Source organism: Duganella sp. 1224 (genome assembly GCF_013408245.1).
Classification (GTDB): Bacteria; Pseudomonadota; Gammaproteobacteria; order Burkholderiales; family Burkholderiaceae_D; genus Rugamonas.
Map to the genome: position 1 here is coordinate 2,371,052 of NZ_JACBYS010000001.1, position 12,535 is coordinate 2,383,586.

At 70.1% G+C, this 12,535-nt stretch carries 10 protein-coding genes; 2 read left to right on the top strand and 8 right to left on the bottom strand.

Annotated features, from left to right (window positions below):
* Nucleotides 1-24: 24 nt before the first annotated feature.
* The 6 genes from FHW58_RS10540 to FHW58_RS10565 all read right to left on the bottom strand — a co-directional run bounded on the left by FHW58_RS10540 (nt 25) and on the right by FHW58_RS10565 (nt 6,821).
* Entirely contained in the window at nt 25-399 is a 375-nt protein-coding gene (locus FHW58_RS10540; RefSeq protein ID WP_179672956.1) for a response regulator, read from the bottom strand.
* Nucleotides 396-2,963 carry an ATP-binding protein gene (locus FHW58_RS10545; protein ID WP_179672957.1) on the bottom strand — a complete coding sequence of 856 codons (2,568 nt, stop codon included), beginning with the start codon at nt 2,961-2,963 and terminating at the stop codon, nt 396-398. The genes FHW58_RS10540 and FHW58_RS10545 overlap by 4 nt, the downstream gene beginning before the upstream one ends.
* Nucleotides 2,964-3,060: 97 nt before the next feature.
* Nucleotides 3,061-3,828, bottom strand: a complete 768-nt coding sequence (locus tag FHW58_RS10550; protein ID WP_179672958.1) for an ABC transporter substrate-binding protein — start codon at nt 3,826-3,828, stop codon at nt 3,061-3,063.
* A gap of 11 nt (nt 3,829-3,839) precedes the next feature.
* A complete protein-coding gene (locus tag FHW58_RS10555) occupies nt 3,840-5,294 on the bottom strand; it encodes a Ppx/GppA phosphatase family protein (RefSeq protein ID WP_179672959.1) in 1,455 nt (484 codons plus the stop codon).
* Nucleotides 5,295-5,350: 56 nt separating this feature from the next.
* On the bottom strand, nt 5,351-6,526 hold the full coding sequence (locus FHW58_RS10560) for a diguanylate cyclase (RefSeq protein ID WP_179672960.1): 1,176 nt from the start codon (nt 6,524-6,526) through the stop codon (nt 5,351-5,353).
* A gap of 19 nt (nt 6,527-6,545) precedes the next feature.
* A complete protein-coding gene (locus FHW58_RS10565; RefSeq protein ID WP_179672961.1) occupies nt 6,546-6,821 on the bottom strand; it encodes a hypothetical protein in 276 nt (91 codons plus the stop codon).
* A 93-nt stretch (nt 6,822-6,914) separates the two neighbouring features.
* Between FHW58_RS10565 and FHW58_RS10570 the strand changes: the two genes are divergently transcribed.
* Nucleotides 6,915-7,685: a fused MFS/spermidine synthase gene (locus FHW58_RS10570; RefSeq protein WP_229265121.1), complete on the top strand. Its 771-nt coding sequence runs from the start codon at nt 6,915-6,917 to the stop codon at nt 7,683-7,685.
* 100 nt (nt 7,686-7,785) lie between these two features.
* On the top strand, nt 7,786-10,653 hold the full coding sequence (locus FHW58_RS10575; protein WP_179672963.1) for an EAL domain-containing protein: 2,868 nt from the start codon (nt 7,786-7,788) through the stop codon (nt 10,651-10,653).
* Here FHW58_RS10575 and FHW58_RS10580 read toward each other — a convergent pair.
* A complete protein-coding gene (locus FHW58_RS10580; RefSeq protein ID WP_179672964.1) occupies nt 10,583-11,158 on the bottom strand; it encodes an SET domain-containing protein in 576 nt (191 codons plus the stop codon). The two genes, FHW58_RS10575 and FHW58_RS10580, sit on opposite strands and share 71 nt — an antisense overlap.
* A 207-nt stretch (nt 11,159-11,365) precedes the next feature.
* On the bottom strand, nt 11,366-12,403 hold the full coding sequence (locus FHW58_RS10585) for a LacI family DNA-binding transcriptional regulator (protein WP_179672965.1): 1,038 nt from the start codon (nt 12,401-12,403) through the stop codon (nt 11,366-11,368).
* Between the last annotated feature and the right edge of the window lie 132 nt (nt 12,404-12,535).

Sequence of the window (12,535 nt, forward strand, 5' to 3'; positions counted from 1 at the left end):
ATTCAACAATATAAACAGTATATATCATTTCAAGTGCGCGGCGACGCGCGCGAATAGCAAATCGGGATTGACTGGCTTGCGCAGGAAGTCTACCGCACCGGCGTCGCGCCCCAAAGCTTCGTCTTCCTGCAGATTTTTGGCGGTCAGGAAGATGACTGGAATTGATGCACTGGCCGGATCCGCTTTGAGCCGGCGACAGGTTTCGATGCCGTCCATGTCCGGCATCATGATATCCAGCAGGACGAGGTCAATTTTCGAGGAAGCCACGATCTGCAAGGCGGTAGCGCCGTTGGTGGCGACCTTGGTGTGGTATTTGTCCTTCAGCAGATTGGCCAGCAAGGTGATGTTGTCCGGCGTGTCGTCGACGATCAGCACCGTCGCCCGATGAATTGCATTCATGTAGCCTCCTGTTGGTGAATGGCCTCGGCCAGCAGTTTGCCGGCTGCCTCGTATTCGTATTGCGCCATGTGGTGATCCAGCCGCGCCATCTGGCGCGGCGACAGCAGCGTGGCCAGCGCGCCACGGCTGTGGGCAAAGTAGTCGGTGCTTTCACCGCTGAAGTCCGCTACCAGCGCGGCCAGTTCCTTGAGCGCCTGGCGCGCCTCGGCCGGCTGCGTGGTGCCGTCGGTGCCGTCGGTGCCCGGCGTCGGCGCCGGCGGCAGCGGCGGCAGCGCCTGCATCGGCATGCCGAGCCAGCGTGACAGCACGCGGTACAGGCGCTGCGGGTCGATCGGCTTGGTGACGTAGTCCTGCATGCCCTCCTCCAGGCAGCGCGCCTGCACGCCGGCCACCGCGTGCGAGGTGACGGCGATGATCGGCAATTCGGCGTAGCGGGCGTCGGCGCGCAGCAGGCGGGTGGCTTCGTGGCCGTCCATTTCCGGCATGCCGAGGTCCATCAGCACCAGGTCGTAGGCCGGCGCGTTGTCCGCCGTGATGCGCGCGACCGCCTCGCGGCCGTTGGCCGCCACGTCCACCGTCAGGCCTTGCAATTCCAGCAGCTCGCGCGTGACGTCCTGGTTGTCCGGGCTGTCCTCGGCCAGCAGCACGCGCGCGGCGCGGCGCTGGCCGGCGTCCGGCGCGGCGGCGGCGGCGGACGGACCGTGATGCAGCGCCGCCTGCACCGACAGCGCCGCCGCGTCGGACAGCGCGAACGGCAGGTCGAACTCGAAGCTCGAGCCGTGATCCACCTCGCTGCGCACCTCGATGTTGCCGCCCATCAGACGCACCAGCTGCTGCGAGATCGACAGCCCCAGGCCGGTGCCGCCGTACTGGCGCGTGGTGGAGCCGTTGGCCTGGCTGAAGGCGCGGAACAGGCGCGATTTCTGCTGCGGCGTCATGCCGATGCCGGTGTCGCGCACCGTGAAGCGCAGCAGCACCCGGCCATCGGCCTCGCCGCCCTGCAGCGCGCAGCGCAGTTCCAGCCCGCCCTCCAGCGTGAACTTGACGGCGTTGTTGACCAGGTTGATCAGCACCTGGCCGAGGCGCAGCGGATCGCCCACCAGGTAGCGCGGCACGCCGGGCGCCACCTCGGTCACGTAGGCCAGCTGCTTGTCGGCCGCGCGCTGGGCGGTGACGCTGTGGACGTTGGCCAGCACGTCCTCCAGCGCGAACGGGATGGCCTCCACCTCCAGCCGCCCGGCCTCGATCTTGGAAAAGTCGAGGATGTCGTTGATGATGCCCAGCAGCGTCAGCGCGGCGCGGTGGATCTTGCTCAGATAGTCGTGCTGGCGCGGCGTCAGCTCGGTGCGCAGCGCCAGGTAGGCCATGCCGATGACGGCGCTCATCGGCGTGCGGATCTCGTGGCTCATATTGGCCAGGAATTCGGACTTGGCGATGTTGGCCGCCTCCGCCATCACGTTGGCGGTCACCAGCTTCTGTTCGCGCTCGCGGCGCTCGCTGATGTCGCGGATGAAGGCGCAGAATTCGTAGCCGTTGCGCTCCTCGGTCCTGACCTGGGTGATCGACAGCTCGATCGGGAATTCCTCGCCGTTGCGGCGCAGCGCGTAGACTTCGATGCGGGTATCGAGCACGCCGCCGCCGGTGCCGTTCAGGTAGCGCTGCATGCCGCGCTTGTGCTCATAGCGGAAGCGCGGCGGCATGATGGTCTTGTCCAGCGCCAGCCCCAGCGCCTCGTCGCGGCGCCAGCCGAAAATGACCTCGGCCTGGCGGTTCCAGCCGACGATGCGGCCGTCCAGGTCCATGCGCACCACGGCGTCCAGCGCGGTGTCGACGATGGTCTGCAGCTTGTGCTGGCTGTCGCGCAGCTGGCCCATGCTGTGCGTCAGTTCGGCCGTGCGCTCGCCGATGCGCCGTTCCAGCTCGGCGTTGAAGTTGCGCAGTTCGCGTTCAGCGTCGCGCAGCCGGGTCAGCGTGTCGCGAAAGCGCAGCACCGCGTCCGACAGCCGCCCCACCTGGTCCTCGCGGCCGATGCCGGACAGCTTGATGTCGGTCTCGCCGCGGGTCAGCTTTTCCAGGCTGGCGCGGATGTCGGCGAACGGCCGCGCGGCGCGCCGGCCGACCAGGAAGATCGACAGCACGATGCCGGCCGCCAGCAGCAGGTTGGCGGCCACGGTGTTGAAGATCTGCCGTTCGAGGTCGCTGTCCATCTGCTGGCGCGAGTAGGCCAGCTCGATGGCGCCGACCGGGTAGCTGCGGCGCACGTCGCTGAACTGGATGTCGCGCCGCACGCGGATCGACGCCACCGGTTCCTTCAGCGGCGAGACGTAGCTGGCCAGCTCGGCGCCGTTGGGCGCCAGCACCCGCAGCACCAGCACCTCCGGCGTGGCGCCGGAGGCGTCGACCACGCTGTTGACGGCGGCGCTGTTGATGTCGAACAGCGGCCGTGCCAGCGCCTGCGACAGCACCGCCGCCAGCCGCTCGGCGCGCTCGCGCAGGTTCTGCTCGGCCTCGGCGCGCAAGGTGCGCATCACGTAGGTGGTGTAGATGGCGGTGGACAGCGCCACCGCGATGAAAATGGCGAAGCCGAGGCGCAGCAGGATGTTGCGCCGCCATGCCAGCCGCAGCTGCGTCAGCGGACCGCCGCCGTCGGGCAGCGCGGCGCTAATGGCGCACTCCCTGGGCCAGCGCCAGCTTTTTGTACTCGGCGCTGTTGCGGGCCTGTTCGATCGCGTCCCAGATGCGCGCCGCCAGCTGCGGCTTGTTGGCCACCAGCGCGTGCGACAGGATCAGGAAGTAAGGCTTTTCGATAATGGGTATCGGCAGCTGCTCCAGCTGCGCGCCCAGCGGCCCTTGCATCAGGTGGGCGGCGTCGCTGCCGCCCATGGCCGCTGCCGCCAGGCGGCCGGCGAGCAGCTTGCGCGCCAGCTCGTCGGCGCGCTGGCTGCCCTCGTCCACTTCGAGGTTCTGCGCGCGCAGCACGTCGCCCACCGAGTAGCCGAGCTGGAAGCCGATGGCGCCATCGAGGTGGCTGAAATGCTTGCCGTCCCACGCCACCTGGCTGCCCTTGCGGCGCAGCACCACGTAGCGGTCGGTGTGCATGCGCTTGGCGGCGTCGGGCTGGTCGCCGCCCGGGTATGCGCCCAGTTCGCGCCGGTCCGGCTTGTAGCTGACGGCAAAGGCGCCATCGACGGTGTTGTCCTTGAGCTGCGCCAGGCAGCGCTTCCACGGGATGCTCTGGTAGTCGAAGCGCAGGTCGAGCCGGCGCGCCACCATGTTCAGCAGCGCGAAGTTCAGGCCCTCGCCCTGCCCGGTGCGCCACGGCAGCACGTCCTGCGCCTCGAAGCACAGCGTGACGGTGTCGCGCGCCGCCGCCGGACACGCCAGGACCAGCAGCATGCAAGCGCAGTAGCGGGCGATCCTGGACGACATGGCGGGTTCCTTTAGCCGGTGGTGCGGATCAGGAAGTCTACACCCACTTCGTCCCACTGCTCCTGTTCCTTCTCCAGCCAGTAGGACAGCGTCGGGTGCTCGGCCACCCAGTCGCGGCGGATTTCCAGCTCGATGCGGTGCTTGTAGCGCAGCTTGACCTGGGTGAAATCCAGGTCGATGCGCGAGTGCATGAACAGCACCGCCAGCCGGAAGGCGACGATGGCGCGGGCGCAATCGGGCTCGCCCAGCACCTCCACCACCTTGCGCAGATTGCCCTTGTGGGCGACGATCAGGCGGCTCATGGTGCGCTGCTCGCGCGCGGTGAAGCCCGGCAGGTCGGCGTTTTCGATGATGTAGGCGGCGTGCTTGTGGTAGCCGGTGTGCGACACCACCATGCCCATCTCGTGCAGCAGCGCGCTCCAGTACAGCAGGCGCTGGTACTGGTCGGAGGCCGGCTTGGTCTGGGCGTACAGCGCCAGCGCGTCCACCGCCACCCGGTTGGCGCGGCGCGGGTCGACGTGGAAGCGCTCGATGCAGGCCTGCACCGACTGCTCGCGGCGGTCGCGCTTGGTCGAGCGCAGGTGCAGGTCCCACATCACGCCCATGCGCAGGCCGGCCTCGATCGGCTGCACCTGCGGGATGTCCAGCTCGCGCACCAGGCCGATCAGGATGGCCAGGCCGCCGATGATGGTGCCGGCGCGGTCCGGCTTGAGGCCGGCCATGTCGATCTTGCTGACGTGGCCAAAGTCGATGAAGCGCTGCTTGAGCGCCTCCAGCGACTGGGCGTTGACCTCGCGCCCCAGGCCGTTCTTGACGATGATGTCGGCGATGGTGCGGGCGGTGCCGGAGGAGCCGTAGCACTGCTTCCAGAACTGCGGGTGGTACGGCGGCGCGGCGTCCTCGAAGTGGCTGCGCGCCGACAGGATGGCCGCCTCGAACGACGGCGCGTCGACGCGGCCGCCGATGAAGAACGACAGGCTTTGCTTGACGGTGCCGACGCTGAACGACTCGACCCGCTCGATTTCCGGCCCGCGCCCGAGAATCAGCTCGGTGGAGCCGCCGCCGATGTCGATCACCAGCCGGCGCTCGCCGGGCAGCGCCACCGCGTGCGCCACGCCCATGTAGATCAGCCGCCCCTCCTCCTCGCCGGAGATGATTTCAATCGGATAGCCGATCGCCAGCTCGGCCTCCGGCAGGAAGGCGGCGGCGTTGCGCGCCACCCGCATGGCCGAGGTGGCGACCACGCGCACCGCGTCCAGCTTGTAGGCGGCCAGCACGGCGCGGAAGTTTTTCAGGCAGTTGAGCGCGCTCTGCATGGCGGCCGGCGTCAGGTTACCCTGGTCGTCCAGGCCGGCGGCCAGGCGGATCGGCTCGCGCACGCTTTTCAGCACGCGGATGGCCTCGCCATCGTGCTTGCCGATGTGGAGGCGAAAACTATTTGAACCCAGGTCGACGGCAGCGTACATGTGATAGGAATTAACTAAACGATTTACACTATTATAAGCACGATAAGCTGTTTATGTTACAGCTTGATGACTTCGGCTTCCATGACGCGGTTGCGGCCGGCCTGCTTGGCCGCCCGCAGCGCCTCGTCGGCGCGCTTGAACAGGCTGACGGTGCTGTCGTCGGCGCGGATGGTGGTCACGCCCAGGCTGGCGGTGAGGTTGATCACCGCCTTCTCGGCCTTGACCGGCTGCGCCGCCACCGCGTGGCGGATGCGCTCGGCCACCATGGCGGCGTCCTCCAGTCCGGTGCGCGGCAGCAGGATGGCAAACTCGGCGCCGCCCAGACGGCCCATCTGGTCGGAGTCGCGCAGCTGTTTCTTGCAGACGTCGACCATGGCCTTGAGCACCAGGTCGCCGGCCGGGTGGCCGTAGCTGTCGTTGACGCGCTTGAACTGGTCGAGATTGAGGATGATCAGCGCGGTCGGCAGGCCGGGCCGGCGCGCCAGCGCCAGCCACGGCGTCAGCGCGGTGTAGAAGCCGCGCCGGTTGGGGACGTCGGTCAGCGGGTCGACCACCTCCAGCCGCGCCAGCTCGCCGTGCTCGTGCTCGCGCGCCAGCAGCAGGTAGCCAAAGGCGTTGCCCAGCATCATCAGGTACAGCGCGATGCCGCCGGCCGCCTGCACCGCCAGCGGCTCGACGCCGGCGGCGGCCACCAGCGGCGCCAGCGCCGGCAGCGACAGCAGGCCGCGCGCCAGCACCACGCCGGCCAGCGCCAGCATCAGCAGCACCAGGTAGCGCCGCAGCGGGCTGCCGGCCGACCAGCCGCGCCCCAGCGCGGCGGCGCCGGCGGCGAAGAACAGCGCGCTGGCGGCGGCGCCGGCGGCGATGCGCACGCCGGCCGGCAGCCGCAGCAGCCAGACCGTGACGTAGACGCCGATCGCCGCGCCCAGCGCCGGCACCAGGTAGCGGCGCCAGACGCGCCGGCCGGCGCGCTCCCACAGCGCCGCCGCGTCCAGCGCGAAGCCGGCCAGCAGAATGGCGTTGGCCAGCGGCAGCGTGACCAGGTCGGGCAGCTGGCCGCGCCCGTACAGCAGCAGCCAGGCCAGCGCCTGGCATTGCTTGGCGGCCCGCCAGGTGGCGTGGATGCGGGCGCGCTGGCCGCTGCGGCGCGCGCCGGCCTCAAAAAAGAACAGCGCCGCGCACAGGCTCAGATTGCCCAGTGCCAGCGCCAGGACCAGGGTGGTGCTGTCCATGCGCGCGCCGTCCCGGGGTTCAGACCTCGTGCTCGACGTTGGTGCTGCCGTCGCCCATCTTGCTGGCCCAGGCCTGGGTGAAGAAGGCTTTTTCGTCCTCGGTCGGGCTGTCGTGCCAGAACACGATCAGCGTGCCCTTGTGGTCGTGCAGCTGGCTGACCTTCTCGATGAAGCTCTGCTTGCCGGCCAGGTCGGCCAGCGCCGCCACGTAGCCGTAGACGCGGGTCAGGCGCTCCAGGCGGTCCGGCTCGGTGAAACTGTTGGTGGCGGTCAGCGTAGGGTGGTCTAAAAACATCGTTTCTCTCTCCAGGGCGGCCGCCGGTTGGCGGCTCGGTGCTGTCGCCATGCTACTATGATTCCCCACGTAAATCCACTTCCCCGGACCAACTTGACCACGCCCGCCTCCCGCCCGCCGCCCCAGGTGCGCACCGTCGGCGACATCCGCCGGCTGGAATTCCAGCCCGGCCAGGTGCAAAGCGAGATGCGCCTGTCGCGCCCGGACGCGCTGGTGCTCAGCTACAACCGCGCGATGATGTGCTTCGTGCTGTTCCATCCGCGCCCCGAGCACATCGTCATGGTCGGGCTGGGCGGCGGCTCGCTGGCCAAGTTCTGCCACCGCCATTTGCCGCACTGCCGCATCACCGTGCTGGAGCTGGATCCGGCGGTGATCGCGCTGCGCGAGCAGTTCGCCATCCCGCCCGACAGCGAGCGTTTCCGCGTGATCCAGGCCGACGCCGCCGCCCACATGGCGCAGCTGGCCGGCAGCGCCGACGTGCTGCTGGTGGACGGCTTCGACGCCGACGGCCTGCCGCCGGCGCTGGGCAGCGCCGCCTTTTACGCCGACTGCCGGCGCGCGCTGCGGCCGGGCGGGGTGCTGGCGGCCAACCTGTTCAGCTACGATCTGCACTACCGCGCCATGGTGCGGCGCCTGCGCCAGACCTTCGACGGCCGCATCTGCACCTTCCCCGGCATGGCCGGCAACAACCACATCGTGTTCGCGGTGCAGGCCGGCGGCGCGACGCCGGCCGCCGCGATGCAGCGGCAAGTGGCGCGCTCGGGCGGGCTGGCGCTGCCGCTGCTGAACCGTTTGCTGGCATGGTGGGTGGTGCGCCGGCTGGGCCGGGGCGCGCCGGCGCCGGCGTGGTTATTTAGCAAATGAGTCTGTCCGGCAGGCACGTTTTGTGACACACTAGGCCGGATCCCCCCGCGGTCCCCGCCCCCGCCCGCGCCCCTTCCACCTTGCCCATGGAAAGCGCGCCATGTCGTCCTTCCGCAAGCCATCGCCGCGCCGGCTGTCGCTGGCCGCCGCGCTGACCCTGCTCAGCGGCTGCGCCGTGACGGCGCTGCTGTGCGTGGCAGTCGGCGCGCTCGAGTACAGCAAGATGGAGCTCAGCGTGCAGCAGCGCGGCCAGGTGCGGGCGGCGGCGATCCAGCGCGGCATGGACGACGCGCTGGGCCTGGTGGCCATCCTCAACAGCCTGTTCACGGCGGTCGGCGTGGTCGACCGCGAGCAGTTCGCCAGCTTCACCCGGCCGCTGCTGGAGCGCTATCCATTCGTGCAGGCCTTCAATTTTCAGCGCGTGCTGGATGGCGACGGCGCGCGCGCCCACCAGGCGGCGCTGCGCGCGCGCTTTCCCGACTTCCGGCTGCACGACGCCGGCGACCTGCCGCTGGCGCCGCGCGCGCGCCACCTCATCGTCGACTACCTGGAGCCGCTGGAAGGCAACGAGGCCGCCTTCGGGCTGGACGTGGCCTCGCTGCCGGCCATGACGCGGCCGATCGCCGAGGCGGTCGACAGCGGCCAGCCGCGCACCACGCCGCTGATGCGGCTGGCGCAGGAGCGCGCCATGCAGCAGGGCTTCGTGATGATGATGCCGGTGTACCGTGCCGACGCCGCGCTGGCCACGGCGGCGCAGCGGCGCGCGGCCTGGCTCGGCAACACCAGCGTGGTGATACGCTCCGGCGACCTGATCCAGAAGATCCTGCTGGCGGCCGACCTGCTGGACGACCGCGAGCTGCTGCTGCGGGTCTACATCGGCGCCGACCTGCGGCCGGCCAACCTGGTCTACGCGCACGGCCGCGATCCGGGCGACGGCGCCCACGCGGGCGGCGCCATGGGCGACGGCACGGCGGCGCTGCGGCGCTGGCTGGGGCTGGATTACCGCGCGCCGCAGGTCAACAGCTTCAGCGCCGCCGGCAAGACCTGGCACGTGCAGCTGACGCCGCTTCCGCGGCCGTTCCTGCCGGCCCACCTCGGCTCGCTGTCGACGCTGGTCGGCGGCCTGCTGTTCACGCTGCTGACGGCGGCCTTCGTGCAGTCGCTGGCGCGGCGCTCGGCGCGGGTGCAGCGGCTGGTGGAGGAGCGCACCGCCGCGCTCAAGCGGAGCCACGACAAGCTGGCCGAGGACGTGGCCGCGCGCAAGCGCACCGAGGAGGCGCTGCAGGAGAGCGAGCACCGCTTCCGCCGGCTGCTGGCGCTGTCGTCGGACTGGTACTGGGAGCAGGACGCGCAGTTCCGCTTCACCCACATCACCGGCGGCTTTTTCGACAAGGGCAAGCAGGACCCGGCGCTGTTCATCGGCAAAACGCGCTGGGAGCTGCATCCGGACCAGTGGGACACGCGCCAGGGCCGCGAGCACCAGGCGCTGCTGGCGGCGCACCTGCCGTTCGCCAACCTCGAATACGCGCTGGTCGGGCTGGACGGCCAGACCCACTGGTTCAGCACCAGCGGCGAGCCGGTGTTCGACCGCGCCGGCCAGTTCCGCGGCTACCGCGGCACCGGCACCGAGATCACCGAGCGCAAGCTGGCCGAGCAGCGCATCCAGCACATCGCCCACCACGACGCGCTGACCGGCCTGCCCAACCGCACGCTGCTGCAGGACCGGCTGCGCCAGGCGGTGGCCCTGGCCAACCGCAGCGGCAAGCCGCTGTGGGTGCTGCTGATCGACCTCGACCGCTTCAAGTTCGTCAACGACAGCCTGGGCCACAAAGCCGGCGACCTGCTGCTGCAGACGGTGGCGCAGCGCCTGCGCGACAGCGTGCGCGACAGCGACACCGTGGCGCGCCTGTCGGGCGACGAGTTCGTGGCCATCCTGACCGAGTACCCGGAGCGCGCCTTGTCGGCCGACGGGGCGCAGCGCATCATGCGCGCGGTGACGCAGCCGGTGATGTTGGAGGGCAAGGAATTCATCGTCACCTGCTCGATCGGCGTGGCGGTGTACGGCGTGGACGGCACCTCGGCCCAGCGCCTGATCGAGCACGCCGACATCGCCATGTACCGCGCCAAGAAGCTGGGCCGCAACCGCGTGCAGTTCTACGAGCCGGCCATGAACGAGGAAGCGCGCGAGCGGCTGCGCATCGAGGGCGCGCTGCGCAGCGCGCTGGAGCGGCGCGAGTTCGTGCTGCATTACCAGCCGCAGGTGGAGCTGGCCAGCGGCCGCGTGGTCGGCATGGAGGCGCTGCTGCGCTGGCGCCATCCGGAACTGGGCATGGTGGCGCCGCAGCGCTTCATCGGCCTGGCCGAGGAGACCGGCCTCATCGTCGAGATCGGCGCCTGGGTGCTGCGCGCCGCCTGCGCCCAGGCGCGCGCCTGGCTGGACGCCGGCCACGGGCCGCTGCGGGTGGCGGTCAACCTGTCGCCGCGCCAGTTCGGCGCGCCGCAACTGGTGGCCGACATCGGCGCGGTGCTGGGCGACACCGGCCTGCCGCCGGCCTGCCTCGACATCGAGCTGACCGAGGGCCTGTTCATGCACGACGTGACGCAGGCGGTCGAGCTGCTGCACAAGCTGAAGGGGCTGGGGGTGGCGCTGTCGATCGACGATTTCGGCACCGGCTATTCGAGTTTTTCGTACCTGCGCCACTTCCCCATCGATGTGCTGAAGATCGACCGCTCGTTCGTCAGCGACATCGGCGACGGCGACGAGGCGGCCATCGTGGTGTCGATCATCGCGCTGGCGCACAACCTGAAGCTGCGCGTGATCGCCGAGGGGGTGGAGACGGCGGCGCAGCTGGCGTATCTGCGCCGCCACGGCTGCGACGAGATCCAGGGCTATTATTTCAGCCCGGCGCTGCCGGCGGCGGAGTTTGAACAGTTGCTGGCGCGGCACCGCGCTCCGCTGCCGGCGTAGCCTGGGGCTGCGGCCGGCGCCGGCGCGGCTTGGGCGCCAGCATGGTGCCGCTGCAGTTGGCGGCGCCGCAGCGGCAGGCGAAGGCGCGCTTGATGGCCGGCGTGTGGCGGCCCTCGTAGATCAGCGGGTAGGAATAGCTGAGCTCCTCGTCCTGGGCGATCGGCTGCAGCGCGTAGATGTGGATGGTGCCGTCGTCTTCCTCGATGGCTTCGCAGTTCGGCTCGCACGAGTGGTTGATGTAGCGGGCGTCGTTGCCGTGGTCGCCGCCGTCGACGACATTGCCGTTGGCCAGGCTGAAGAAGAAAGTGTGGTTGTGCGGCCCGCCCTGCGCGGCGGCGCGCGCCTGCGCCTCGTCCCAGCTGATCTCGCGGCCGGCGTACTGGATGATGCGCTCGCCCGGGGCGATGGCGCGGTTGGCGAACACGCCGTTGCCGTGCACCGGCGAACGCTCGACGCGGCAGGCGGGGGTGGAGGGGGCGGCGGGCGGCTGGCGGGCGTCGGTCATGGCGTTGTGTCAGGTGGGTATCGCCTGATTAAACCACAGCGGGGGAGCGGATTCAATCGGATTCGGCGGCCGGCGCTAGTTGTCGGCTGGCGGCTGGAACAGGTCTTCCAGCTCGGCGCGCAGCAGGCGCTCGCGCGGGTCGTAGCCGATGGCGCGCAGCTGGCCCGCGTTGATGGGTTTGCTTTCCATGCCGCGCTCCGCCGTTGCTCAGGTGCTGCCGCGCTGTACCAGCGCGAAGCCGGTGTCGGTCTGGGCCGGCACCGCTTTGCCGTCGATGCGGTCGAGGATGGCTTGCGCGGCCCTGCGGCCGATATTCGCGCCATCCACCCGCACCGTCGAAAGCGGCGGATGGGTGCGGGCGGCGAAATTGAGGTCGCCGAAGCCGATCACCGCCAGCCGCGCCGGCACCGCCAGGCCGCGCGCGATGGCCTCGGTCAGCACGCCGTGCGCCAGCGTGTCGGAGCTGCAGACGACGGCGTCGAGGTCGGGCTGGCGCGCCAGCAGCGCCGCCAGGCCGTCGCGCCCGAGCGCGAAGGTCGACGGCAGCGGCATCACCTCGAGCGCGGCGACCGCGACGCCGTGGCGCGACAGGCCGGCCTGCAGCCCCTGGTTGCGGCGCGCGGCGCGCGGGTCGTCCACCGCCAGGATGGCGATGCGGCGGTAGCCGCGCTCCAGCAGGTGGCGGGCGATGGCGTGGCCGACCTCCTCGTGCGAAAAGCCGACCATCATGTCGACCGGCGACGGCGTCAGGTCCCAGGTCTCGACCACCGGCACGCGCGCGGCCTGCAGCCGGCGCCGCGTGTGGTCGGTGTGCAGCGCGCCGGTCAGGATGACGCCGTCCGGCCGCCGGCTGAGGATGGTGTCGACCAGCAGTTCCTCGCGCCACGCCTCGTAGCTCGACAGGCCGAGCAGCACCTGGTAGCCGGCCGCGGTCAACTGCTCGCTGGCGGCCTGCACCATGTCGGCGAAGATCGGCGTGCCGATGCTTGGCAACACCAGCGACACCAGCCGGCTGCGCGCGGCCGCCAGCGCGCCGCCCTGCAGGCTCCTGACGTAGCCGGTCTCGGTCACGGCGGCCTGCACCCGCGCCAGCGTGTGCGGCCGCACCAGCTGCGGCTGGTTGAGCGCGCGCGACACGGTGATCGGCGACACGCCGGCCACGCGGGCGACGTCGGCCAGCGTGGCGCCGCTGACGCTGAGCTCGCCGCCGGCGGTGCGCAGCCGGCGCAATGCGGTCTTGTCCATGGTGTCAATGGTAAGTGGTGATGTGCGATTATAGCATCGCACATCATTTTCTATCATTTTTGCGCCGCACACGGCCGCAGGTTTTGCTTGATCTGGCGCGGTACACGGGCTAAGATCCCGAATGACAGCGCA

Excerpts from the sequence above, each read along its gene's own strand:
- FHW58_RS10540 (WP_179672956.1), bottom strand. The coding sequence starts at position 399 with ATGAATGCAATTCATCGGGCGACGGTGCTGATCGTCGACGACACGCCG.
- FHW58_RS10550 (WP_179672958.1), bottom strand. The coding sequence starts at position 3,828 with ATGTCGTCCAGGATCGCCCGCTACTGCGCTTGCATGCTGCTGGTCCTG.
- FHW58_RS10555 (WP_179672959.1), bottom strand. The coding sequence starts at position 5,294 with ATGTACGCTGCCGTCGACCTGGGTTCAAATAGTTTTCGCCTCCACATC.
- FHW58_RS10560 (WP_179672960.1), bottom strand. The coding sequence starts at position 6,526 with ATGGACAGCACCACCCTGGTCCTGGCGCTGGCACTGGGCAATCTGAGC.
- FHW58_RS10565 (WP_179672961.1), bottom strand. The coding sequence starts at position 6,821 with ATGTTTTTAGACCACCCTACGCTGACCGCCACCAACAGTTTCACCGAG.
- FHW58_RS10575 (WP_179672963.1), top strand. The coding sequence starts at position 7,786 with ATGTCGTCCTTCCGCAAGCCATCGCCGCGCCGGCTGTCGCTGGCCGCC.
- FHW58_RS10580 (WP_179672964.1), bottom strand. The coding sequence starts at position 11,158 with ATGACCGACGCCCGCCAGCCGCCCGCCGCCCCCTCCACCCCCGCCTGC.
- FHW58_RS10585 (WP_179672965.1), bottom strand. The coding sequence starts at position 12,403 with ATGGACAAGACCGCATTGCGCCGGCTGCGCACCGCCGGCGGCGAGCTC.